The organism is Nocardiopsis suaedae, from assembly GCF_027706745.1.
In the GTDB taxonomy this organism is placed as follows: Bacteria; Actinomycetota; Actinomycetes; order Streptosporangiales; family Streptosporangiaceae; genus Nocardiopsis_A; species Nocardiopsis_A suaedae.
The window spans coordinates 1-24,031 of the sequence record NZ_JAQFWP010000029.1 but is presented as its reverse complement, the minus strand read 5'-3'; the positions used below and the strand labels follow the sequence as shown (position 1 = coordinate 24,031).

The 24,031-nt window shown below is 77.4% G+C and carries 15 protein-coding genes; 8 read left to right on the top strand and 7 right to left on the bottom strand.

The window, feature by feature from the left end; translation table 11 throughout:
- Nucleotides 1-6 precede the first annotated feature (6 nt).
- The 3 genes from O4U47_RS16210 to amiA form a co-directional block, all read right to left on the bottom strand.
- On the bottom strand, nucleotides 7-987 hold the full coding sequence (locus O4U47_RS16210) for a CocE/NonD family hydrolase (RefSeq protein ID WP_270678705.1): 981 nt from the start codon (nucleotides 985-987) through the stop codon (nucleotides 7-9).
- A gap of 62 nt (nucleotides 988-1,049) precedes the next feature.
- Nucleotides 1,050-1,904, bottom strand: a complete 855-nt coding sequence (locus O4U47_RS16205; RefSeq protein ID WP_270678704.1) for a hypothetical protein — start codon at nucleotides 1,902-1,904, stop codon at nucleotides 1,050-1,052.
- Nucleotides 1,905-2,028: 124 nt separating this feature from the next.
- Complete coding sequence (gene amiA / locus O4U47_RS16200; RefSeq protein WP_270678703.1) at nucleotides 2,029-2,217, bottom strand: streptamidine family RiPP; 189 nt, start codon at nucleotides 2,215-2,217, stop codon at nucleotides 2,029-2,031.
- A gap of 114 nt (nucleotides 2,218-2,331) precedes the next feature.
- On the opposite strand from amiA, the gene O4U47_RS16195 reads away from it, so the two are divergent.
- From O4U47_RS16195 to O4U47_RS16175, 5 genes are all read left to right on the top strand, one after another.
- A complete protein-coding gene (locus O4U47_RS16195) occupies nucleotides 2,332-3,534 on the top strand; it encodes a hypothetical protein (RefSeq protein ID WP_270678702.1) in 1,203 nt (400 codons plus the stop codon).
- Nucleotides 3,534-5,549 (top strand): prolyl oligopeptidase family serine peptidase, encoded by a 2,016-nt coding sequence (locus tag O4U47_RS16190; protein WP_270678701.1) that lies wholly within the window; start codon nucleotides 3,534-3,536, stop codon nucleotides 5,547-5,549. Before O4U47_RS16195 ends, O4U47_RS16190 begins: the two co-directional genes overlap by 1 nt.
- A 151-nt stretch (nucleotides 5,550-5,700) precedes the next feature.
- Nucleotides 5,701-6,726 (top strand): FecCD family ABC transporter permease, encoded by a 1,026-nt coding sequence (locus tag O4U47_RS16185; protein WP_333563653.1) that lies wholly within the window; start codon nucleotides 5,701-5,703, stop codon nucleotides 6,724-6,726.
- A complete protein-coding gene (locus O4U47_RS16180) occupies nucleotides 6,723-7,559 on the top strand; it encodes an ABC transporter ATP-binding protein (protein WP_270678699.1) in 837 nt (278 codons plus the stop codon). Before O4U47_RS16185 ends, O4U47_RS16180 begins: the two co-directional genes overlap by 4 nt.
- Nucleotides 7,556-8,599, top strand: coding sequence for an ABC transporter substrate-binding protein (locus O4U47_RS16175; protein WP_270678698.1), 1,044 nt, complete (start codon nucleotides 7,556-7,558; stop codon nucleotides 8,597-8,599). The genes O4U47_RS16180 and O4U47_RS16175 overlap by 4 nt, the downstream gene beginning before the upstream one ends.
- Nucleotides 8,600-8,775: 176 nt before the next feature.
- On the opposite strand, the gene O4U47_RS16170 is transcribed toward O4U47_RS16175, so the two are convergent.
- Nucleotides 8,776-9,261: a hypothetical protein gene (locus O4U47_RS16170; RefSeq protein ID WP_270678697.1), complete on the bottom strand. Its 486-nt coding sequence runs from the start codon at nucleotides 9,259-9,261 to the stop codon at nucleotides 8,776-8,778.
- Between the two features lie 167 nt (nucleotides 9,262-9,428).
- Between O4U47_RS16170 and O4U47_RS16165 the strand changes: the two genes are divergently transcribed.
- Complete coding sequence (locus tag O4U47_RS16165) at nucleotides 9,429-10,190, top strand: polyamine aminopropyltransferase (RefSeq protein WP_270678696.1); 762 nt, start codon at nucleotides 9,429-9,431, stop codon at nucleotides 10,188-10,190.
- Between the two features lie 27 nt (nucleotides 10,191-10,217).
- On the opposite strand, the gene O4U47_RS16160 is transcribed toward O4U47_RS16165, so the two are convergent.
- Entirely contained in the window at nucleotides 10,218-10,634 is a 417-nt protein-coding gene (locus O4U47_RS16160) for a YkvA family protein (protein ID WP_270678695.1), read from the bottom strand.
- A gap of 107 nt (nucleotides 10,635-10,741) precedes the next feature.
- Here O4U47_RS16160 and O4U47_RS16155 point away from each other — a divergent pair, with 107 nt between their 5' ends.
- Both O4U47_RS16155 and O4U47_RS16150 read left to right on the top strand, forming a co-directional pair.
- The gene (locus O4U47_RS16155; RefSeq protein WP_270678694.1) at nucleotides 10,742-11,461 is read left to right on the top strand and encodes a glutamine amidotransferase; all 720 of its coding nucleotides are present in this window, start codon (nucleotides 10,742-10,744) and stop codon (nucleotides 11,459-11,461) included.
- Nucleotides 11,462-11,796: 335 nt separating this feature from the next.
- Complete coding sequence (locus tag O4U47_RS16150; RefSeq protein WP_270678693.1) at nucleotides 11,797-12,138, top strand: hypothetical protein; 342 nt, start codon at nucleotides 11,797-11,799, stop codon at nucleotides 12,136-12,138.
- A 55-nt stretch (nucleotides 12,139-12,193) separates the two neighbouring features.
- Here the strand turns inward: O4U47_RS16150 and O4U47_RS16145 are convergent, their stop codons facing one another.
- The gene (locus O4U47_RS16145; RefSeq protein WP_270678692.1) at nucleotides 12,194-19,648 is read right to left on the bottom strand and encodes a type I polyketide synthase; all 7,455 of its coding nucleotides are present in this window, start codon (nucleotides 19,646-19,648) and stop codon (nucleotides 12,194-12,196) included.
- Between the two features lie 43 nt (nucleotides 19,649-19,691).
- A partial coding sequence (locus O4U47_RS16140) for a type I polyketide synthase (RefSeq protein WP_270678691.1) occupies nucleotides 19,692-24,031 on the bottom strand: 4,340 nt, incomplete at its 5' end.

Sequence of the window (24,031 nt, the reverse complement as noted above, 5' to 3'; positions counted from 1 at the left end):
GGAGGCTCAGGCATGGGCGGCCCTCTCGTGGCGCCAGGCTCCGGACACGGGGTCGAGAAGCGACCGCGTGCGCAGCGCGCCCGGGGGCGCCGACGCGAGCGCGGACGCGAGGATGCCGGTCCACTCCGCCGGGGCGCCGGGCAGCCCGTGCGCGGACAGCCAGGGGTCGATGATGTGCTTCAGCCCCCCGGCCCCGGCGATGCGGGCCCGCAGTTCCCCATCGGCGATGCCGCCGACGAGGAGGTGCCCCCAGGGGCCGCTGGCGAAGTGGCTCGGGGCGTTCCAGGCGCCCGCCAGGCGCTGGGCGTCGTGGTGGAAGAAGTCCTCGTCCCCGCTGATCACCAGCAGGGGCACGGTGACGCGGCTGTAGCGCGCCGACAGGTCGAGCGGCGGGGCGGTCCACAGCCGCCGCCAGGCCGCACGCGCCTCCGGTGTCCAGCCCCAGTGGTCGGCGGCCTCGATGACGCCGTGCTCGCGCGCCTGCGCGGTGCGCTGGTCGAGCTCGTCCGGAGACAGCGGGAGTTCGGGGCGGCGGGTGCGGCCGTGCTCGTGCCACCATCCGATGCGGTGCCGGACCTGCGGCCGGCCGTCGGCGTCCCAGGCGGTCTCGGCCAGGCCGAGCGCGGGTACGAGCGCGATGACCGCCGCGACCGGGCCCGGTCCCGCGGCGGCGCGCGCGGCCTCCAGCGCGGCGTGCGCGGCGTACGAGGCCCCGTAGAGGACGACGGGCAGGCCGGGGTGTTCGGCGGTGATCAGGTCCAGGACCCGTCCCCCGTCGCGGTGCTCGTGGGCGTAGGGCGACCACTCCCCTTCCGACCGGTACCGTCCGCGCACGTCCTGGACGAGGCAGTGGTACCCGCGCGCGCTCCACGACCGCGCGGTCGGGGCGTGCCGGTCCGCACCGTAGGGGGTGCGGATCAGCACGAGGCCCCGCGCCTCCCCTGCGGCCTGCCACCACCGTCCGCGCAGGAGGGTGCCGTCCGGCATGCGGCACCGGTGGTCGCTCCCCTGCTGGTGTCCGCGGTGTCCGCGGTGCCCGCGCCCGTCCGTCATGAGGGGCGGGGCGCCGCGCCGTCGATGGCGGGCGGTGCGTCGTAGGCCAGTACCGGGTGTTCGGTGAGCGCCCCGTTCGCGGAGACGAACTTGAAGAGCGTGCCGCGGTACCCCTCCAGCGCGTCCGTCCGCTGCGCCCAGGCGAGGGCGACCGTGAGCATCCGGCCGGCCAGCAGGGTGGACGCGGCCGAGGAGAGCGGCTCAGGGGCGTCGGAGGAGGCGGCGGCTCCGCGCTGCCAGGCGTCGAGGTCGCCGGGCACGGGGCTCGCCGCCAGGCGGCGCCGCCGGACCTGCTCGGCGGTGGGGTCCTCGGCCGAGACGGCGATGGGGTCGACGAAGCACACCCCGCCTTCGCGGTAGGCGCGCAGCCAGGCGGCGCCGCGCTCGGGGAGCCCGTCGAGGGCGTCCCATCCCGCGCGTTCGCGGGGCGCGTCGGCGTAGGCGATGACGAGGTCCCAGGCGCGGTCGGCGGGCAGGTCCGCAGCGGCGGGGAAGCGCGCCGCGGACAGGCCCCATTCGGCCAGGGCGCCGGCCAGCGCGTCGACGGGGGCGCCCTGTCCGACCAGTGCGACGTCCCGCCGTCCGCCGGGCCAGCGGCGCTCGGCGTCGTCGGTCTCGCGGGCGGCCATCTCGGCGGCGAGCCTCTCCGCGTACGCGGCGCCCGCGGCGCCGTCGCCGCCGCCGGTGTCCTCCCCCGGTTCTCCGGTGAGGGCGCCGATGAGGCCGGGCGCCGGGTTCTGCAGCCGGAGGAACCGGCCCGAGGACGTGCGCACGGCGCCGGAGCCGTCGCGCCCGAGGAGGGCGTCGGCGCCGCTTCCCGGCACGCGGGCGATGCGGGGGTCGGTGGTCATCTGCGCCCTCTCTCGTGACAGGGGCCCGGTCGGGCGGTCCGCCGACCCCCCCACCGGGGTTCCAGGTCGGACCGGCCGCGCCTCAGGGGGCGGCGGCGCGGTCAGACGGTTCGGCCGGATCCGGTCACTCGAAGGGGTTGGCGACGAGCGCGTTGGAGTGCGAGGCCGACAGGTGGGCCAGCTGCTCGGACTCCTCGGCCTCGACGGCCACGGCCTCGTCGAAGGGGTTGGCGACCAGGGCGTTGGAGTGCGAGGCCGACAGGTGCGCCAGCTGCTCGGACTCGGCGACCTCGGTGGCGATCTGCTGGTCCATGGCGGTGTCCTCTCATTGCGACAGGACGTGTCGGACGTGTTCCGACACGTACTCCCGTGGGAGCGGTGCGCACTTTACTTGAGAACGATAATCATTTCCAATACCGTTTCCCCCATGAATCCCGAACAGCTCTTCGTGGCCGACCACCGCGCGGGTCGCACCTACACCGCCGACGGCACCGGTGTGCGGCCCCTGAGCAGCGGACACCTCGCCGAGCACGCCGGGGTTCTGGCGCTGCCGAGCGACGGCGCGACCGACGCGCAATGGGCCTTCGCCGACGACCGCTCCGGGGCGCTCGTGGTGCACGGCCCCGGAGGTGGGCGGCGCATCCCGGTCGCGATCCCCGCCGAGCACCTGGCCTGCGACCCCTCCGGGCGCTACGTGGTGGTGACGACCGGCCTCGGCGCCCACGAGGCCCCGTGGAGCGACGTCGTCACCGTCGCCGACCTGCAGAGCGGGGACGCGGTGCGGTTCCGCTCGCGCACGGGCGAGCCCGGCGCGCTGGTGGTGCCCGACCGGGAGGACGGCGCGCCGACGGTCGTGCTGCGCCACCGCGAGCCCGGAGCCGTCGAGGCGCTCCCGCTCGCCCGGTGCCTGGGCACCGGCGCCCACGTGCCCCGCGTCACCGGCGCCGTCGCCGAGGACATCGCCGACGACGGCCACGGCGACGTCGTCGACCAGCGCACGGGGACCGCCGCGACCGCGACGGGCCGGGGCCTGGAGCGGTTCACCGTCGAGGGCGGGGTGCCGCGCATGGTCGGCACCGTGCCCTGGCCGGTGCCCGGACGCGCCTTCTACCTGCGCTTCGACCCGGCCACCGGCCGCGCCGTGGGGGTGGTCCGCGGCGGACCGGCCTCCCCGGCGCGGTGGACCGAGTGGACCAACCACCTGGTCGACGTCGACCTCGCCACGGGTGACGCGCGGGCGCTGGAGCTGCCGCCGGGCCTGGCGTTCCGGTTCGCGCTCGGCGGGGGCCGGGCCGCGGTGGCCACGATCCACCCGGACGGGGACGCGCTGACGGTCATCGACCGGGTCGGCCCGGAGCCGGAGCCCCTGTTCCGCAGGGCCCTCCCCGCGATGTCGCACCCGCCCGAGCCCGGGCACCTGCCCTGGGACCCGGTCGGCGACGCGCCCGCGCAGCGCAGGGCCGTCGCCCTCGACCCGTCCGGGACGACCGCCGCGGTGACCAGGGGAGGCGACGGCGAACTCCACCTGATCGGCGAGGACCGGTTCGACACCGTCGCGGTGCCCGGCCCACTCGACGAGGGCGGGCACCTGTACTGGCACGGCGGCGCCTTCGACCCGGTCGGCCGGTGATGGCGGGCGCACCGTCCCCGGACGGCCCGGAGACCGTCCCCGCCCTCGACGCCGCACTGGCCGAATGGGAGCACCACGGGCGCCCCGGCCTGCCCGACCGCGGATTCGCCCTGAGCAGGCTCCCCGGGCGCGAGCGCCGCGGCATCTACCGGGTCGGCGGCGCCGCGGCGGGCGGCGGCGCCGTGCCGGTCTTCGAACCCGAGGGGCACATCCTGCGCATGGCGCCCTCCCCGGACGGGCGGCGCATCGCCGTCCAGCTGGCCGAGCGCGCGGACGAGGACGCCGCCCTGGTGCTGGTCGACACCGCGACGGGCGGGGCGCGCACGTACGCGGAGGTGCGCTGCCGGTACGACCCCGTGCTCTGGAGCGAGGACTCCTCCCGCGCCGAACTCGTGGCGGGCGGGTCGCACCGGTTCGTCGAACTCGACGCCCGGACCGGGGCCGTCCGCACCTCGGACGCGCCGACGGGCGCGCGCCTCCGCCTGTTCCCCGGCGGGGAGCGCGGGCTGCTGGCCGAGAGCCGTCCCGGCGCCGCCACCGTGCTCACCGACCGCGCCACGGGGTCCGTGCTCGGCACGTTCCCGGCGGTCGTCCGGGTCCTCGGCGCGGGGGACGGCGTGCTGGTGGACACCGGGAGGCGCATCACCGTCCTCGATGCGCGCGACGGCTCCGAGACGTGGTCCTGGGAGGACGCCTCCCTGCGGGTCACCTCCGTCGCCGCCCGTGCAGGCGGCGCCCTGCGCGAGGTGCTCGCGGCCGGAGTGCGCGCGGGCCGCAGCGTGCTGGTGCGCCTCCGCGAGGGGGAGGCCGTCGACGAGTCCCCGGTGGTGTACCGGGGCGAACCGGCCGTCGCGACGGACGTGGGCGCCGACGCGGACCGGTTCGACGTCCTGATCGAAGGCCCGGTCCTTCCTCCGCGCGTGGTCGCGGCCGATGAGCTGCTGCGCCATGCCTCCCGAAGGGAGCAGAGCGCCTCCCTGCCCACGGACCGGACCGCCGCGCAGGGGGCCGCCGAGTCCGCACCCTCCCCGCGCGCCCACGCGGCCGCCGGGCAGCCGTGCGAGGACCGCCGCGTGGAGCACCGCACGCACCGGGCTTCCGACCGGGCCACGGAACCGGCCACCGCCGCACAGGGGGCCGCACCCGTCCCCGCGCGGACCGAGCGGCTCGCCTTCCCCGCCGACGACGGGACGGACGTCCCCGTCGTGGTCACGTCGCCGGTGGACGCGGCCGGGCCCACCCCGCTGATCCTCACCTGCTACGGCGGCTTCGGCGTCCCGAGCCTGGCCACCTTCGAGCCGACCGTCCCGGCCTGGGTCGGCCACGGCGGCCGGTACGCCATCGCCCAGATCCGGGGCGGCGGCGAGCACGGCGCCGCCTGGCGCGAGGCCGGGCGGGGCGCCGCCAAGGAACGCGGCATCGACGACCTGGCCGCCGTCGCGCGCGGGCTCACCGCCGCCGGGCTCACCCGGCCGGACCTGCTCGTCCTGGTCGGCGCCTCGCACGGCGGGGTGGTGGCGGCCAGCTGCGCCTTCGGCTCCCCGGGGCTGTGCGCCGGGGTGGTCAGCACCGCCGCCCCGCTCGACCTGCTCAACCTCGATGCGCACCCGCTCGGACGGCACTGGATCGGCGAGTTCGGCGGGCCGGACGGCACCGAAGAGCCCGGCCCCGAGCGGGACGGGCGCAACGAACACCTCCGGCGGATCTCCCCGCTGCACCGCGCGAGGAACCTGCCGGCCGGCGCCGCCGGACCGCCCCGCTTCCTCGGCATCGTGCTGGACGAGGACTCCCGGGTGGCCGCCGACGACACCCTGGCCGTCGTCGAGGCGCTGCGCCGCGCCGGCGGCGAAGCCGCCCTGTGGCGCGCGCCGCGCACCGGCCACGGCGGCAACCACCTCGACAGCCTGCACCTCTTGGGCGCCGCCGTCCTGGGCTTCGCCGCGACGGCGGCCCGCCCGGCACGGTCGGCGTCCGTACCCCGAACCATGACCCCTGAGGCCGGAAAGGGCTTGTGACTCCATGCCGGAGACGACCGACCGGAGCCCTGGGGTGAGGGCCCCGGACCGCTCCCCCGACTCCCCGCCGGGCCCGCCGGAACGGCGCGCCGCTCCCCCCGGTCCGGGCGCGGCCCGCGCTCCCCGCCTGCGGGGCGTGCGCGCCGCCCGCATCCTGGTCCCGGCTCTCGCGCTCGCGCTGGCGGCGGTGGTCCTGGTCTCGACGAGCACCGGCACCATCGCGGTGTCCCCGATGGACGCCCTCCGCATCGTCACCGGGCACCTGGTGCCCGGCATGCCGTGGATGTCCGACGGGTCCCTGACCACGGTGCAGGACAACGCCGTCTGGCAGTTCCGGCTGCCCCGGGCCCTGCTCGCCGCCCTGGCGGGGGCCTCCCTCGCGCTGGCGGGCGCGCTGATCCAGGCGGTGGTGCACAACTCCCTCGCCGAGCCCTACATCCTCGGCGTCTCCGCCGGTGCGGGAGTGGGGGCGGTGACCTACATCGTGCTGGGGATCGGGATCGGCTCCCTCGGGATCGGCGCCTCCGCCTTCGCGGGGGCGCTCATGGCGACCGGCGCGGTGTACTTCCTGGCCCGCAAGAACGGGAGGATCGCGCCGCAGCGGCTGATCCTGGCCGGGGTCGCGCTCGGGTCCCTGTTCAGCGCGGTGACCAGCTACCTCACCATCACCACCGACGCGCAGAACGTCTTCAGCATCATGTTCTTCCTGCTCGGGTCGGTGTCGGCGGCCACCATGGGCTCCCTGGCGCTGCCCGCCGCCGCGCTGGCCGCCGTCGGGGTGTTCGCGGCGCTGCGCGCGCGGGCCCTCAACGCCCTGCTCGTCGGCGACGAGGCGGCGGCCTCGCTGGGCGTGCACGCCGACCGGCTGCGCACGGCCGTCCTCGTCGCGGCGGCACTGCTGACCGGCGCGGTCGTGGCCGTCTCGGGCGGGATCGGGTTCGTCGGGCTGATCATCCCGCACATCGCCCGCATCATCGTCGGCTCCGACCACCGGCGGATGCTGCCGGTCGCGGTGCTCGCCGGGGCGGTGTTCCTCGCCGCCTCCGACCTGCTGGCGCGCACCCTCGCCGAGCCGTCGGAGATCCCGCTCGGGGTGCTGACCGCCATGGTCGGCGCGCCGTTCTTCCTGTGGCTGCTGCGGCGCGACCGCGCGGAGAGCGCGGGGGTGGGCCGATGAGGGTCGACATCGAGGACCTGGACGCGCACCGGGGCGGACGGCGGGTCGTGTCCGAGGTGAGCGTCTCCGTCCCGTCGGGGACCGTCCTCGGGATGCTGGGGCCCAACGGCAGCGGCAAGTCCACGCTGCTCCGCGCCGTCTCCGGCGTCGCGGCCCCGTCGTCGGGGCGGGTGCTCCTGGACGGGGCGGACACCGCCTCGCTGAGCCGCAGGGAGATGGCCCTGCGCGTGGCGGTCATGGCGCAGGAGCACAGCGAGGAGTTCGAGATCCCCGTCCTCGACATGGTGCTGCTCGGCCGCATCCCGCACGGGCGCGGGTTCGGCAACGACTCCGACCGCGACGTGGCGGTCGCCCTCGGCGCCCTGGAGCGGGTCGGCGCCCCGCACCTGGCCCGGCGCGCCTTCTCCGCGCTGTCGGGCGGCGAGCGGCAGCGGGTGCTGTTCGCCCGCGCGCTGGCCCAGGACACGCCGGTCCTCGTCCTCGACGAGCCGACCAACCACCTCGACATCGCCCACCAGCTCGAACTGCTCGACCTGATCCGGGCCACCGACAAGACCGTCCTGGTCGCCCTGCACGACCTGAACCTGGCCGCGCGCTCGTGCGACGCGGTCGGCGTCCTGGTCGACGGGCGCCTGGCCGCGCTCGGCGCGCCGACCGAGGTCCTGGACACCGCACTGATCCGGTCGGCGTTCGACGTCGACTCCACCGCGGTCGACCACCCGCGGTCGGGGCGGCGCCACTTCCTCTTCGACGCGCGCAGCCCGCAGACCGCACCCGAACCCGAGGGAACCCCGGTGTCCCTCACAGCCCCGGAAGGAAGCATCCGCCCATGATCCGCAGCACCTCCCCCTCCTCCCCGCCGAACCGGTCCCGCCGCCGGGGCCCACTGGGCGTGCTCACCGCCGCGGCCGCGGCACCCCTGGTGCTGTCGGCGTGCGGGACGGGGGTCACGGCCGACCAGGAGGCGGGCGGCGGCTCGGGCGAGACGGTGTCGGTCACGAACTGCGGGCGCGAGCTGTCGTTCGACGCGGCGCCCGGCAGCATCGTCGGCATGATGCCCTCGCAGACCGAGCTGCTCGTCCGCCTCGGCGCCGCGGACTCCCTGTCCGGCCAGGCGCAGACGGACGTCTCCGCGCTCCCGGACGACGTGGCCGAGCGGACCGCCGACGTCCCGGTGCTCAGCACCGACGCGCCGCCCGCCCGCGAGGACCTGCTGGCGGCGGCCCCGGACCTCGTCGTCTCGCCGACGGAGTACGAGTTCACCGCCGAGCAGGGCTTCGCCAGCATCGAGCAGCTGAAGGACAACGGCGCCCAGGCCTACGTGGCGACCGGCGGGTGCCTGGACCGCCGGAGCAGCGCGGAGGTGACCGACGTGCTGACCGACATCGAGAACCTGGGGGCGATCCTGCGCCAGGAGGACACCGCCGCCGAGCTGTCCGCCGACGCGGAGGCGCGGCTGTCCGACGTGGAGTCGGCGCTCGACGGCGTGGACCGGCTGTCGGTGGCGCAGGTCTTCGTCGACGGCAACTCCCTGCAGGCGATCGGCGCCGGGATCGAGGCGGACATCATCGCGCAGGCGGGCGGGGACAACGTGTTCGACCCGGACGCGCCCGAGTTCGCCGACTTCTTCGCCGCCGAGATCAGCCCGGAGGAGATCATCAGCCGCGACCCGGAGGCCATCGTCTTCAGCGTGTCGGACGCCGACTCGGAGAAGAAGACCCGGGACTACCTGGAGGAGACCTTCCCCGACGTGCCCGCCGTGGAGGAGGGCCGCCTGATCGCGGTCCAGAAGAGCCACCTGTTCCCGGGCACGCTCGGCAACATCGACGCGGTCGAACAGATCTCCCAGGAGCTGTACCCCGACGCCTTCTGAGACCGGTCGGGGGGGCCGCCGGACACCCGGCGGCCCGCCCGCGGAGCTCGCCCAGTGGTGGACACAGAGGCAGACGAGCCAGACATCGCCGTCCAGGGCGTCGATGTAGTCGTCCATTCGGCACGGGTGGCCGCCGAACCTCGGACCGTCCCCCTCGGCCCATTCCCCTTCCAGGGTCACCAGTACCGAATCCACGACGGCCCGGCCCCGCTCAGCGGCGGCGTACCGATCGAACTCCGCACGAACGCGGCGGTCTCCGGCTCGCGAAACCGGCCCGTGAAAGGCGACCGCCGCCGCTCGTCGAACGCGGGCCAGCCGCGCCACGCCTCCGCTTCGGCCGCCGCTCGGACGTGATCCAGGTCGAGGTGACGCTTGGGGCCGCCGTCACGGGCGATGCGCCCCGCCAGCGGGCTGTCCTCGGGGAAGGGCGCCGGGTCGACGAGTCCGCGGTGGCCCGCCGCGCTCAGGAACCACCCGGCCCACCGGCCTCCGATACGCCATCCGTCGCACCGGGCGGCGCCGGCCCCTTCCTCTTCCTCCGTCTCCCCCGTGCCGCCTCCATCGGGGTCCCAGACGAAGGGACGCATGATCAGGTCCAATCGCCGCTCCAACCCCTGATCAGGGTCCCTGCGCAGAGCGACGACGACAGGCTTGTACAACACCGGTCCACCTCTGACTCTTCGAATGCACGGACGCGCGGATCGTAGTCGGCACTGGTGACGGAATCGGCGCCGGTGCACTCGGGCGGCGGCCGACTCCGATAGCGTGGCGCGGGCCGCCGCCACCCCAGGGCGGCCCGGCGACCCGCATCGGACAGGACAGGACGCCCATGAGCCGACGATTCCAGGTGCTGGACCTGCGCCCCACGCCCATCGGCGACATCAGCCTGCGCCGCAGGCTCGACCCGGTGCTCGGCCGCGAGGTCCACGAGATCAAACTGGGCGACGATTTCCTGATGTCCAGCGCGTTCACCGCCGCCGAGGAGGAGATGTCCCGCCTGGCCCTGGCGGAACCGGGCCTCGCCCCGGGCGCCGCCGGACGGGGGCTGCGGGTGGCGGTCGGCGGGCTGGGGCTCGGATTCACGGCGCAGACCGCGCTGGAGGACGACCGCGTCGGCGCCCTGGTCGTGATCGAGGCGCTGGGCGAGGTCATCGACTGGCACAAGGAGGGGCTCATCCCGGCGGGTGCGGTCCTGTCCGCCGATGAGCGCTGCACGTTCGTGCACGGTGACTTCTTCGCCATCGCACGCGGGGACGAGGAGCCGGACGCGCTGAAGGGCGACGCAGGCGCCTTCGACGTGGTGCTGCTCGACGTCGACCACTCCCCCGAGCACGTCCTGAACCCTGAGCACTCCGGCTTCTACACCACCGAGGGCCTGACCGCCTTCGCCCGGCGCATGCTGGCCGGGGGCGGGGTGTTCGCCCTGTGGTCGAACGACCCGCCCGACGAGGGGTTCACCGCCCGGCTGAGGGAGGTCTTCACCACCGCCCGCGCAGAGGAGGTGCGCTTCCCCAACCCCCTGCAAGGGGGAGAGTCCTCCAACACGGTCTACCTCGCGACGAGCCCGCTGGAGACCGCCCGCCACAACTGACGAGCGGCCCGTATCCGCCCCGGACCGTCAGTGCGCGTCGAGGCCGGTCAGCCGGGACAGGGCGGCGAAGCCGTCGTCGGTCCCCGGCCAGTGGGCGCGCACGGCGCCGGCGCCCGCGCGGCGGACCACCGACCGCAGGACGGCCGCCGTGATGATGGCGTCGTCGGCGTGGCCCAGCACCGGCACCACGTCGGGGACCAGGTCGATCGGGAGCGCCAGGTAGGCGATCAGCAGCCAGAGGCGGACACGCACCCCGCGCGGGAGGCCGCGGTCGGCGGCCAGGCGGCGGACCAGGCGCAGCACGTCGGGCAGCAGCCGCACCGCCTCTTTGAGCAGCCCGCCGCGCGGGCGGAGCGCCAGCAGCCCGATGACCAGCGCCGCCCACACGGCCAGCACGGCCGCGGCGGCGCCGATCAGAAGGTCCCCCACCCACCATCCGGTCACACGGGTGATTCTCTCCTATGGGGCGTCCGTCCACTATCGTCGACGGGCACCCCCGCCCCGCCCCCGAAGACCCCGATCGCAGCACGCCTGGAAGGACCCCGGCCCCGATGAGCACCGCACCGACCCGCACCGCTGTGGCCCTGCGCCACCTCGCCTTCGAGGACCTCGGCATCCTCGGCCCGATCCTGGAGCGCCGGGGCTACCGGGTGTCCTACCTCGACGCCGGGGTGGACGCCCTCGACGGGGACACCGTCCAGGGAGCCGACCTGCTGGTGGTGCTCGGCGGCCCCGTCGGCGCCTACGAGACCGGCACCTACCCCTACCTGGCCGGGGAGACCGAGGCCGTCGCCCGCCGCCTGGAGGCAGGGGCCCCGACGCTCGGCGTGTGCCTGGGCGCCCAGCTCATGGCCCTCGCGGCGGGGGCGGACGTCACCGCCGCGGGCCGCAAGGAGATCGGGTACGCTCCGCTCGGCCTGACGGCCGCCGGGGAGGCGTCGCCGCTGAAGCACCTGGCCGGGTCGCCGGTGCTGCACTGGCACGGTGACGAGTTCGCGATCCCCGAAGGAGCCGAGCGCCTGGCGGAGACGCCGGACTTCCCCAACCAGGCCTTCAGCCTCGGAGCGAACGCGCTGGGCCTGCAATTCCATTTGGAGGCCGACCACACGCGGATCGAGCAGTGGCTGATCGGCCACGCGAACGAGCTGGCGGCGGCAGAAGTGGACCCGCGCACGGTCCGCGCCGACGCCGCGGCCTACGGCCCGGCCCTCGCCGAGGCGGCGGAGGCGGTATTCGGCGCATGGCTCGACGGGCTCGACGAACGCGGCTGAATCGGCGGATCCGCCTCGCGTTCCCGAGGGAGAATCGTCCGTGATCCACCCCACAGCAGTATTTCGAATTCCCGGGAACCCGCACGTCAGTAGCGCTATTCACCTCCGGCGACGATACAGCGGCATGCTATAATCAACGGACGCGTCCAGGAAAAGGGCAACCTTCACCGGACCATCATCATAAGAGGACTCCGGAAGATCCGGGGTCCTTTTTCATTTCCGCCGTCCCCGCCCCGGTCCTCCACAGCCGGGCCACCACCGTCCCGACCACACCCGAAGGCCGGTCCGCGATTTCCGCGGGCCGGTCTTTCGTGTTTCTCCGGAAAGGAGACCCGGTGCCCTTGTCCGAAGAGCCGCCTCCCTCTCCCGCGTCCTCCCGAACGCCCACCGGCGCATCCGACCGTGCCACCGCCCGCGCGTCCCTGGCCCCGGCCGGACTGCTGCTCGGCGGCGGTCTGGCCGGTGGACTGGCCCTTCCAGGCGGCCGGGAGGCCCTGGCGCTCGCCGTGGGCACGGCCGCGGTCCTGTGCGTGGCCGTAACGGCGGTGGGGGCGATCCTGGCACTGGCCATCGCCCTGTCGAAGGATCCGCGCCGGCGCCGGGACTGCAGGGAGGCCCTGGCCGATCTGCTCCACGCGTTCGGCATCCGGCGCGGACGCGGGGAGGACGGCCCCTGACGGCTGTGGGCACCGGTGGCGGGGGCCCACACCCCGCCACCGGCCCTTCCCCTCCTCAGCGGACCGGTTCGCACCGGTGGCGGGGGGCCGTGCCGCCGTCCTCCGCCGTTGTGAGCCACCGCAGGACCGCCTCCGCCGTGTCCGCGGCGCGGCCCTCCAGCATCGTCAGGTGGTCGCCGCCGGTCACCACCGCCTCGTGCGGCGGCTCCCAGGTGAAGCGGTGGACCCGCCCGCCGTCCCCCGGGGCGCCGTCCTCCGGGCGCAGCACCAGCGCGGGCGCCGCCACGGGCTCCGGCGCCCACCCCCGGAACAGCGCCAGGTGGCCGCCGCTCGCGGTCGCCCGGGCGTCGTCGGCCAGGCGCACCTCCTCCTCGCGCTCCAGCAGGACCTGGGCCGCCACCTCGTGCAGGCGCCCGTCGTCGGGCATCGGCGGGTCCAGCAGCACCAGCCCGGCCGGGCGCACGCCCGCGCTCTCCAGCTGGGCGGCCAGCGCGTGCGCCGCCCACGCCCCCGACGACCGCCCGACCAGCGCGAACCGGCGCCCGTCGACGCGTTCGCGCAGGTCGCGGGCGTGCATTTCGACCAGCGCGTCCACCGCCGCCGGGAGCCGCTCCCCCGCCGCGAACCCCGGGTGGGTCAGGCACAGCGCCTCGGCCCGCCCCTCGACGGCCGCCGCGAAGCGCGCGTACTCGTGCGGCCCGGAGTTCATCAGCAGCGACGGCACGCACACCAGCACCGGCGCCGAGCCGGGCCCCGATGCCAGGCGCTTGGGAGGCGGCACGTCCCCGGCGTCGAGGGCCGACTCGAACACCGGGCGCAGCGCCGCCGCGGCCTCCAGCATCCGTATCCCCTCCGCCGCCCTGCCCGTCCTGCACGCACGGAGCATGAGGTCGACCAGGCCGTGCCCCTCCCGGGACGGGTTCTCCCCGCCCGCGGCCGGCGGGACGGGGGCGGGAGGGGCGTCGGCGGCGAGCAGTTCCGCCAGGTGCGCGGCCAGCCGCTCCGGCGTCGGGTGGGCGAAGGCCAGCCCCGCGGGGAGCCGCCGCCCCAGGTCGGTGGCGAGCCGGTTGCGCAGCTCGACCGCGGTCAGCGAGTCGAACCCCGACTCCAGGAACTCGGCGTCGGCGGGCACGGCCGCGGCGTCGGCGTGGCCGAGCACTTCGGCGGCGTGCCCGCGCACCGTCTCCAGGAGGGCGGCGCACCGCTCGGCTTCGGGGAGCGCGGCCAGCGAGGCGGCGTCCGGCCGGGACCGCGTCCGCTCGGGGGCGGCGGCCCGCAGCGCCCGGCGCCGCGGGCGCGCCGGGGCCACCAGGTCGCCCAGCACCGGGGAGACCGCCCCGGCGCGGCGGGCGTGCTCGCGCGGCCCCGAGGGGTCGAACAGCATGGGCACCAGGTGGGTGCGCTCCCCCGCCAGTCCGGTGTCGAGCAGGCCGGTCCCGGCGTCGGCGGGCATGGGCACCAGGCCCGCGCGCGCCATGCGCGCCTGGTCGGCGCGCCCGAGGCGCCCGGCGGGCCCGCTCTCCACGTCCCACAGGCCCCAGGCCAGCGACAGTGCGGGCAGTCCGAGCGCGGCCCGGTGCGCGGCCAGCCCGTCGAGGAAGGCGTTGGCCGCGGCGTAGGAGCCCTGCCCCGCGCTGCCGAGCACGCCCGCCGCCGACGAGAACAGCACGAACGCCGCCAGGTCGTCCTCAAGGGTCAGCTCGTGCAGCGCCCAGGCGGCCTCGGCCTTGGCGGCCAAGACCCGGCCCGACCGCTCGGGGGTCTCGGCCTCCACGGTCGCGTCGTCCACGACGGCGGCCGCGTGGAACACCCCGGTGAGCGGGCGGTCCGGCGGCACCGCGGCCACGGCGCGCTCAAGGCCGGCACGGTCGGCGACGTCGCACGCCCGCACGACCGCCTCGGCCCCCAGGGACCGCAGGTGCTCCACGAGCCGCTCCGCCCCTGCGGCGCCGGGGCCGCCCCTGCTCAGCAGCAGCAGGTTCCGCACCCCGTGCTCCCTCACCAGGTGCTCGGCGACGAGGCCGCCCAGGGCGCCGGTCCCGCCGGTGATGAGGACGGTCCCGGCCGGGTCGAGCGGCCGGGGCACGGTCAGCCCGAGCTTCCCGGTGTTCAGTCCCATCTGCAGCCGCCGCAGGCCCGCGCCGATCTCCCCCACCGGCAGACAGGCGGCCGGGAGCGGGCGCAGGCGGCCGCGCTCGAACAGGGACAGCAGGTCGGTGAGCATGCCGCCGACGCGCTCGGGGGCCACCTTGGGCAGTTCGAGGCAGTGGTAGCGCACGCCGGGATGCCGTTCGGCCACCTCGGCGGGGTCACGCAGGTCGGTCCGGCCCAGCTCCACGAAGCGGCCGCCGCGCGGCAGCAGGCGCAGCGACGCCTCCAGCATCTCGCCGGTCAGGCAGTTGAGCACCGTGTCCACGCCCTGCCCGCCCGTGGCGGCGAGGAACCGCTCGGCGAAGCCGGGGGTGCGGGTGTCGGCGATGCGCTCCTCGGGCAGGCCGACGGCGCGCAGCAGGTGCCGCTTGTGCGCGGCGGCGGTGGCGTACACCTCGGCGCCCAGGTGGTGGGCGATCTGCACGGCCGCCATGCCGACGCCGCCGGTGGCCGCGTGCACCAGCACCCGCTCACCGGGGCGGACGGCGGCCGTGCCGACCAGGGCGTGGTAGGCGGTCAGGAACACCCCGGGGCTGGTCGCGGCCTGCGCCAGGGACCAGCCGTCGGGGACGCGGGCCAGGGTGTCCCGGTGCGCGGTGCCGACCGGGCCGACCGCGCCCACCACCAGGCCCATCACCCGGTCGCCGGGCGCCAGGTCGCGCACGTCGGCGCCGACCGCGGTGACCGTCCCGGCGGCCTCGAACCCGATCGGCTCCCCGCCGGGGAAGTAGCCCAGCGCCAGCAGCAGGTCGCGGAAGTTCAGCCCGGCGGCGCGCACGTCGATGCGCACCTGGTCGGGGGCGAGCGGGCCGTCGGCGCCCGGGTGCGGGCGGCGCTCCAGCCCGTCGATGCGGCCGCTGCCGTCCGGCACCAGGCGCCAGGTGCGGTCGGCCGGGTCGGCGGGGGGCCGCTGCCGCGGGGGGGCCAGCCGCGGCACGAGGACCCGGCCGTCGCGCACGGCGGCCTGCGGCTCCCCGGCGGCGAGCGCGTGGGCCGGGTCGGCGGCGCCGGGGGCCGCCGGGTCGGCGTCGACGGCCAGGAAGCGGCCGGGGTGCTCGGTCTGGGCCGCCCGCAGCAGGCCCCACACGGCGGCCCCGGCCAGGTCGGGGACGGGCTCGCCGGGGCGGGTGGCCACCGCGCCGCGGGTGACCAGGGCCAGCCGGGAGGAGGAGAACCGCTCGTCGGCGAGCCAGGCCTGCAGGAGGCGCAGGGTGCGCCGGACGGCGCCGCGCGCTTCGGAGCCGGGGCCGGGGCGGGCGCCGCCGCGGGGGCGGGGGATCCCGGGGTCGGGCGCCGGCACCGGCGCGGCCACCACGGAGGGGGCGGGGGCGCCGGAGTCGACGTGCGCGGCGAGGGCCGCCAGGTCGGGGTGGGCGGTCCCGCCCACCGGGGCGGGCAGGCCGCCCAGGACCGCCAGGCCGGCGGGGGCGGCCGGGGCGGCGCCCTCCGTCTCGGGCAGGGGGCGCCACTCCAGCCGGTAGGCGGCGGCCCCCGCGGCCTCGGCCGCCGAGGTGCCGGCCGCATCCCGCATGGTGAGGGCGTCGGCGGTGAGCACCGGCGCACCGGCGGGGTCGACGGCGGTCACCCGGTGGACGCCGGGGGCGGTCTCGGTGATGCGCACCCGCAGGGCCCGGGCACCGGCCGCGTGCAGGCGGACGCCCTCCCAGGAGAAGGCCATCCGCACCCGCGCGGCGGAGGCGGCGCCCGCGCCCCGCACTTCGGGGAGGACGGCGATCATGGCGTGCAGACAGGTGTCGAGCAAGGCCGGGTGGAGGCCGTATCCGTCGGCTTCCAGACTGTCCGGAAGACGGACCTCGCCGTAGACGTCGGCCCCCACGCCTTCCCCGCGCACCCATGCGCGCCGGAGCCCGCGGAAGGCCGGTCCGTAGTGGTAGCCGATCTCGGCCATGCGCGCATAGGAGGAGTCGAGGGGGACCTCCTCGGCCCCGGGAGGCGGCCACTGCGCAGGGAACGGAGGGTGGCCGGCCCAGGAATGCGCCGGAGATCCCGGCCCCGCGCTCCCGGGGGGCGCCTCATGCGCCGAACCGGGCACACGGTCGGCCCCGCCCCGGTCCGGTGCACGCCCGCCGGGAGGGACCCGTCCGGCCTCGGCTGCGGACGCGTGGTCCTGCGCCTCGTCGTCCCGGGGCCCACCGCCTCCGGCGGGGCCGTCGGCCGCCTCCTCCCCGACCGCGACGCCTTCGGCGTGCAGGCGCCAGTCGCCCTCGCCCTCCCGGGAGTGGATCCTCAGCCGCCACGCCCCCGGCTCCGGCCCCGGCCCGGCCTCGGCGTGCAGGCGCACGTCCCCGGTCGCGGGGATCCACAGCGGCGCGAGCAGCTCCAGGCTCTCCACCGTCGGCGCCCCCGCCGCCGCGGCCGCGTGCAGGGCCAGGTCGAGCAGGCCCGTCCCCGCCAGCAGCGGCCGGCCGCCGGTGCCGTGCTCGGCCAGCCACGGCTGGTCGGCCAGGCCCAGCCGCCCGGTCAGCACCGCGCGCTCACCCCCCGGGCTGTCGACCGCCGCGCCGAGCATGGCGTGGCCGCCGTCCTCCAGCCCCGCCGCCGCCAGGTCCCCCCGGGGCCGCGCGGGCCGCAGCCGGTAGGACCGCCGCTGGAAGGGGTAGGTGGGCAGGTCGGGGTGGGGGCCGCGCGCCTCGGGGAAGAGGCGGTCCCAGTCGGGGCGCGCCCCGTGCCGGTGGGCCTCGGCCAACGACGCCAGGAAGCGGTCGGGGCCGCCCTCCCCGCGCGCCAGGGTGCCCACGGCCGCACCGGCCTCCCCCAGCGTCTGCGCGAGCCCGACCCGCGCCACCGGGTGCGCCGACACCTCGATGAACAGCCCCGCCCCGTCCTCGGCGGCGCGGCCGACCGCCGGGGCGAACAGCACCGGGCGGCGCAGGTTCCGGAACCAGTACTCGGCGTCCAGCTCGGCCCCGTCCACCGGCCCGGCCGTCACCGACGACACGAGCGGCACCCGGGCGGTGCGCGGCCGCACCCCGGCGAGGCCCGCGAGGACGTCCTCGCGCACGTCCTCCACGGCCGGGCCGTGCGCCGCGAAGAAGACCGCCAGCCGCCTGCTGTGCACGCCCTGTGCGGCGCACCAGGCCTCCAGCCGCTCCAGGTCGCCTTCATCGCCGCTCACCACCACGGACTCGGGCCCGTTGATGGCCGCCGGGGCGAGCTCGGCGCCGTCGTCGGCGATCCACTCCTCGATCCTGCCGACGGGCAGCCCGACCGAGGCGGCCGCGCCGCGCCCGGCCAGGGCCAGCAGTGCGCGGCCCCGCACGGCGATGATGCGCGCGGCGTCCTCCAGGGACAGGGCCCCGGCCGCGCAGGCGGCCGCGATCTCCCCTTGGGAGTGGCCGATGATGACGTCGGGGCGCACGCCGCACGACTCCCACAGGGCGGCCAGGGAGACCATCATGCACCAGAGCACCGGCTGCACGACGTCGTCGCGGTCGAGGGCGGGCGCGCCCGGGTCGCCGCGCAGGACGGCCAGCGGTTCGAAGTCCACGTGCGGGCGCAGCGCCTCCACGCACTCGCCCATCCGGTGGGCGAAGGCGGGGGATTCGCGCAGGAGGTCGTGGGCCATGCCCTCCCACTGCTGGCCCTGGCCGGGGAAGACGAACACCGTGCGGCCGGGTGCCCCGGCCCGCCCGCCGGGCACGATCCGCACCCCGTCCGGGGCCGCGCCGGGGGCGGTGCGGCCCTCGGCGAGGGCCTGCAGGCCGGTGCGTGCGGCGTCGGCGTCCCCGGCCACGACGGCGGCCCGGTACTCGAACGCGGTGCGGGACCGCGCGAGCGCCCGCCCGAGGGCCGCGGGGCCCTCCGCCGCCGCGGGACCGGCGAGGTGGGAGTCGAGCCTGTGGGCCTGCGCGGCCAGCGCGTCGGGGGTGCGGGCCGAGAGCACCCACGGCAGCGGCCTGCCGGGCCGGGGCGCGAACGGGAGCGGGTCGGCGGACCCGCCGGAGGAGCCCGCCTCCGCGCCCGCCCCTGCGCCGCTCTCGTCCGGGTCGGGCGCCTCCTCCAGCACCACGTGGGCGTTGGTCCCGCTCACGCCGAACGAGGACACCCCCGCGCGGCGCGGCCGCCCCGGGGCGCGCGCCCACGGCTCGTTCTCCGCGACCGGGCGCACCGTGCCGTCCCACTCCGCGTGCGGCGTCGGCGCGTCGATGTGCAACGACCCCGGCAGCACCTCGTGCCTCAGCGCCATCACCGTCTTGATGACCCCCGCCGCCCCGGCGGCCGCCTGGGTGTGCCCGATGTTCGACTTGACCGACCCGATCCGCAGCGCCCGCCCCGGCTCCCTGCCCTTCCCATAGGCGGCCATGAGCGCGTGCGCCTCGATGGGGTCCCCCAGCCTGGTCCCCGTCCCGTGCGCCTCCACCACGTCCACATCCCCCGGCCCCAACCCCGCATCACCCAACGCATCCGCGATCACCCGCTCCTGCGCCGGACCACTGGGCGCCGTCAACCCGTTCGACGCCCCATCCGAATTCACCGCCGACCCCCGCACCACCGCCAGCACACGACGCCCCCCACGCACCGCATCCGACAACCGCTCCAGCATGAGCAGCCCGACCCCCTCGGCGAACCCCGTCCCGTCCGCCGACGCCGCGAACGCGCGGCACCGGCCGTCCGGCGACAGCGCCCCCTGCCGGGAGAACTCCTCGAAGAGCGACGGCCCGTTCATGACGGTCACGCCGCCCGCCAGCGCCCTGTCGCACTCGCCGCCGCGCAGCGCCCGCACCGCCAGGTGCAGCGCCACCAGCGACGACGAGCACGCCGTATCGACCGTCATCGTGGGCCCCTCCAGCCCGAGGGCGTAGGCCGCCCGCCCGGCGACGACACTGCCCACGGTCCCGGTCAGCAGGTACCCCTCGGCCTCGTCCTCCGCGCCGGCCGCGCACTCCCGGTAGTCGAGGTGGCTCACGCCCGCGAACACGCCGGTGCGGGTGCCGCGCAGCGCGGTCGGGTCCACCCCGGCCCGTTCGACCGCCTCCCAGGCGGCCTCCAGCAGCAGCCGCTGCTGCGGGTCCATCGCCGCCGCCTCGCGCGGGCTGATCCCGAAGAACGCCGCGTCGAACGCGTCGGCCCCCTTGAGGAAGCCGCCGCTGTCGGCGTAGCCGCGCACGTCCCGCCACCCCCGGTCGTCCGGGAAGGGGGCGACGGCGTCGCCGCCGCCGCGCACCAGGGACCACAGGCCCTCGGGCGTGTCCGCGCCGCCGGGGTAGCGGCAGGCCATCGCCACGACGGCGATCGGTTCCCGGCGCGCCTCCTCCAGTTCGCGCAGGCGCCCGCGGGTGCGGCGCAGGTCGGCGGTGGCGCGCTTGAGGTAGTCGAGGAGTTTCGCATCGTCGGCCATGCGGCGTCTCCGTTCGGGGATTTCGGGGGGAGTGCGGCGCGGCTCACGCGTCGCCGAGTTCCTCGTCGATGAGGGCGAACAGCTCGTCGCGGGAGGCCGAGGACACGCCGGCGAGCAGCGCCTCCATCCGCTCCTCGGCCGCGGCCCGCGCGGGCGCCCCCTCCTTGAGCCCCGGCAGCACCTCCTCCAGCACCGCCAGGGCACGGTTCAGCCTCTCCTCGTCTCCTTCCCGTGCGGGGCCGGCGGCGTCCGGCCCGTCGGCGGCCCCGGACAGCAGGCCGTCCAGGTGGGCGGCGAGCGCCGCGGGGGTGGGGTGGTCGAACACGACCGAGGCGGGCAGCCGCTCCTCCACCGCCCCGGCGATCCGGTTGCGCAGTTCCAGGGCGGTGACCGAGTCGGCGCCCTGGTCCTTGAAGCTGCGGTCGTCGGCGAGGTCGCCGGGGGCGCGGTGCCCCAGCACCGCGGCGGCCTCGGCACGCACCGCCGCCAGGAGCAGGCGCCGCCGCTCGGAACGGTCCGCGGCCTGCACCCGCCCGCGCAGGGTGCCGGACCCGCCCCCGCCGCCGGGGCCGTCCGCTCCGCCCGCGGCCGCCTCGGGGATCAGGTCGAGCAGGGCGGAGGGCCGCACGGCGGTGAAGGCCGCCGGGAAGCGCGACCAGTCGAAGCGGGCCACCGCCACCGCCGTGTCGCCGTGCTCGACGGCCCGCCGCATCCCCTCGACCGCCGTGGCCGCGTCGATGCCGGGCAGGCCGTGGCGGACCAGCCGGTCCCCGGTGCCGTCGGCGGCCATGCCCTGGTCGGCCCAGGCGCCCCAGGCCACCGACACCGCCTCCAGCCCCAGACCGCGCCGGTGGTGGGCGAGCGCGTCCAGCACCGCGTTGCCGGGCGCGTAGTTGCCCTGGCCGGAGACGCCGACCAGCGCCGCCGCCGAGGAGAACAGCACGAACGCGTCCAGCTCCGCGTCCCGGGTGAGGTCGTGCAGGTTGAGGGCGCCGACCGCCTTGGCCCGCAGCGCCCGTCCGATGCGCTCGGGGGTGAGCGCGTCGACCGGGGCATCGTCGAGCTCGGCGGCGGTGTGCACGACCGCCGTCAGCGGCCGCTCGGCGGGGATCCCCTCCAGCACGCGGGCCAGGGCCGCGCGGTCGGCCACGTCGCAGGCGGCCACGGTGACGCCCGCCCCCGCGGCGCGCAGCTCGTCGGCCAGGCCGGCGGCGCCGGGCGCGTCCGGCCCGCGCCGCCCCACCAGCAGCAGGTGCGGCGGGTCCGCCGCCGCGGCGAGGCGGCGGGCGGTCTGCGCGCCGAGCGCGCCGGTTCCGCCGGTGACCAGGACCGTGCCCGAGGGGCGCCACCGCCGTGGCGGGGCCGCCCCTTCCAGGGGCGCCCGCACCAGCCGCCGCACCAGCAGGCCCTGCGGGCGGACCGCGAACTGGTCCTCCCCGCCGGGCCGCGCGAGCGCCGCGCACAGCACATCGAGGTCGCGTCCGCTCGGGCCGGGCGGCAGGTCGACCAGCCCGCCCCACCGGGCGGGGTGTTCCTGGGCGGCGACGCGGCCCAGCCCCCATACGGCCGCGTCCCTCGGGTCGCCGACGCGGTCTCCGGGCGCGGCCGCGACCGCCCCGGAGGTGACGCACCACAGCGGTGCGGGGACGGCGGCGTCGCCGAGCGCCTGGAGCAGCGCCGCGGCGGAGGCCGGGCCCTGCTCTCCGGTCGCCTGGACGGAGACCGCCCCGGCGACCGGCCCGGGGGCGCCCGCCAGCGCGCGGCGCAGCCCCTCGCGGCCGGTTCCGGGGTCGACCTCGACGGGGGCGGTGCGCGCGCCGTGCTCCTCCATCCGGCGGGCGCAGGCGCGGGCCATGGCCGCACCGGTTCCGCCGCGCTCGGCCACCAGCAGCCAGGTGCCCTCCAGGGCCGACCGCCCGGCCGCGGGGGTGCGCACCCACTCCTCGCGGTAGCGCAGCGCGTCCTGCTCCCGGTCGGCGCAGCGGCGGCGGCGCCAGTCGGCGAGCGCGGGCAGCACCGCCTTCAGCGGCTCGCCGCCGTCGACGCCGATGGCTTCGGCGATGCGGTGGGCGTCCTCCCGGTCGACCGCCTCCCAGAACGCGCCCTCGGAGGGGTCGGCGGCCGCCGCGGCGGAACCGGGGCGGCGGGCGGGCGCCAGCCAGTACCGCCGCCGCTGGAAGGGGTAGGTGGGCAGCGGCACCGTGCGCCCGTCGGCGAAGAAGCGGCCCCAGTCGATGGGGGCGCCCCGGGTGAAGGCCGCCGCTGCCGCGGCGAGCAGCCGCCCGCCGCCCTCGGCCCGGCGCGGGTCGGCGGCGGCGCCCCGGGCCAGCGCCTCCCCCACGGCCTCGGTGAAGCGGGACCCGCCGCCCTCGCCGCGGCGCAGGGTGCCCACGGCGGCGCCGGGGGCGTGCGCCTCCTCCAGCGTCGCCCAGACCGCCGGGGTGACCGCCGGATGCGGGCTGACCTCGATGAACAGGCCGCTCCCGGCGTCGGCCAGGGTCCGCACCACCGGGGCGAAGCGGACCGTTCCGCGCAGGTTGCGGTACCAGTAGGCGGCGTCGAGCGGCTCCCCGTCCAGGGGGCGGCCGAGCAGGGTCGAGTGGAACGGCACCTCGGGGGGCCGGGGCGCGATGCCCGCCAGGGCCTGCTCGACCCGCTCGCGCACCGGCTCGACCAGCGGCGAGTGCGAGGCGTAGTCGACGTCGATGCGGCGCGCGTCGACACCGGCCGCCCCGCACTCGGCCACGGCCGCGTCGACGGCCTCGACGGTGCCCGAGACGACGGTGGACCCGGGGCCGTTGAGCGCGGCGACGTGCACCGGGGCGCGCAGGGCGCGCACCCGCTCCTCGGGCAGGGCGAGCGCGGCCATCGTGCCGGTGCCCGCCAGCTCCACCAGGGCCGCGCTGCGCCTGGCGGCCACGGCGGCGCCGTCCTCGAGGGAGAGGGCCCCGGCGACGCAGGCGGCGGCGATCTCGCCCTGGGAGTGGCCGACGACGGCCGACGGGGCGACGCCTTCGGCGCGCCAGGCCTCGGCGAGGGCGACCATGACCGCCCACAGGGCGGGCTGGACGACGTCGACCCGCGAGAGCGGGGCCGCGCCGGGATCGCCGCGCACGACGGCCACGGGATCGAAGCCGACGTGCGGGCGGAGGGCGTCGGCACAGGCGTGGAGGGCCTGCCGGAAGGCGGCCGAGTCGCGGAGCATCCCGGCGGCCATGCCCTCCCAGTGCGTCCCCTGCCCGGGGAAGACGAACACGGGCCCGTCGGGGTCGCAGCGGGGTGCGGGGCCCGGGGACGGCGGTGTCCGCGGCCCCGGATCGGCCCCCGGGCACGGCGGAACGACCACGTCCTCGCCCCCGGCCACCCTGGCCAGGCCGTCCAGGAGCGCGTCCCGGCCGTCCGCGAGGACGACGGCGCGCCGAGCCATCGCGGTGCGGGTGGTGGCCAAGGAGTAGGCCACGTCCCGCAGCCGGTACCCCTCGTTCGCCCGCACATGGTCCGCCAGGCGGAGCGCCTGCTCGCGCAGGGCCTGCGGGTCGGCCCCCGAGAGCACGAACGGCCAGGTGCGCCCCTGCCCTCCGGCGCGCTCCTCGCCGGTGCCCTCCTCCTCAGTGGGCACCTCCCCTGCCGCCCCGGAGCCGGTCGGCGGCTCCTCCAGCACCACGTGGGCGTTGGCGCCGCTCACACCGAACGACGACACCCCCGCGCGGCGCGGCCGCCCCGTCTCCGGCCACGGCACCGCCTCGGCCGCCGGGACCAGGCCGCTGCTCCCCCAGTCGATGTGCGGCGCCGGCTCCCGCAGGTGCAGCGTCGCCGGGACGCGCCCGTGCCCCATCGCGAGCACGGACTTGATCAGCCCCGCGAGCCCGGCCGCCGCCTGGGTGTGCCCGATGTTCGACTTGACCGACCCCACGACCAGGGGCCGCTCCCGGCCGCGCCCGTACGCCGCCGCCAAGGCGCCCGCCTCGATGGGGTCCCCCAGCCTGGTCCCCGTCCCGTGCGCCTCCACCACGTCCACATCCCCCGGCCCCAACCCCGCATCACCCAACGCATCCGCGATCACCCGCTCCTGCGCCGGACCACTGGGCGCCGTCAACCCGTTCGACGCCCCATCCGAATTCACCGCCGACCCCCGCACCACCGCCAGCACACGACGCCCCCCACGCACCGCATCCGACAACCGCTCCAGCACCACCATCCCCGCGCCCTCGGCCCAGGCGGTGCCGTCGGCGCCGGCGGAGAACGGCTTGCACCGGCCGTCCGGGGCCAGCCCTCCCTGCGCGCTGAACTCGGTGAACATCTCCGGGGTCGCCATCACGCACGCCCCGCCCGCCAGCGCCCTGTCGCACTCGCCGCCGCGCAGCGCCCGCACCGCCAGGTGCA

Excerpts from the sequence above, each read along its gene's own strand:
- O4U47_RS16210 (WP_270678705.1), bottom strand. The coding sequence starts at position 987 with ATGCCGGACGGCACCCTCCTGCGCGGACGGTGGTGGCAGGCCGCAGGG.
- O4U47_RS16205 (WP_270678704.1), bottom strand. The coding sequence starts at position 1,904 with ATGACCACCGACCCCCGCATCGCCCGCGTGCCGGGAAGCGGCGCCGAC.
- amiA (WP_270678703.1), bottom strand. The coding sequence starts at position 2,217 with ATGGACCAGCAGATCGCCACCGAGGTCGCCGAGTCCGAGCAGCTGGCG.
- O4U47_RS16195 (WP_270678702.1), top strand. The coding sequence starts at position 2,332 with ATGAATCCCGAACAGCTCTTCGTGGCCGACCACCGCGCGGGTCGCACC.
- O4U47_RS16190 (WP_270678701.1), top strand. The coding sequence starts at position 3,534 with ATGGCGGGCGCACCGTCCCCGGACGGCCCGGAGACCGTCCCCGCCCTC.
- O4U47_RS16180 (WP_270678699.1), top strand. The coding sequence starts at position 6,723 with ATGAGGGTCGACATCGAGGACCTGGACGCGCACCGGGGCGGACGGCGG.
- O4U47_RS16175 (WP_270678698.1), top strand. The coding sequence starts at position 7,556 with ATGATCCGCAGCACCTCCCCCTCCTCCCCGCCGAACCGGTCCCGCCGC.
- O4U47_RS16165 (WP_270678696.1), top strand. The coding sequence starts at position 9,429 with ATGAGCCGACGATTCCAGGTGCTGGACCTGCGCCCCACGCCCATCGGC.
- O4U47_RS16155 (WP_270678694.1), top strand. The coding sequence starts at position 10,742 with ATGAGCACCGCACCGACCCGCACCGCTGTGGCCCTGCGCCACCTCGCC.
- O4U47_RS16145 (WP_270678692.1), bottom strand. The coding sequence starts at position 19,648 with ATGGCCGACGATGCGAAACTCCTCGACTACCTCAAGCGCGCCACCGCC.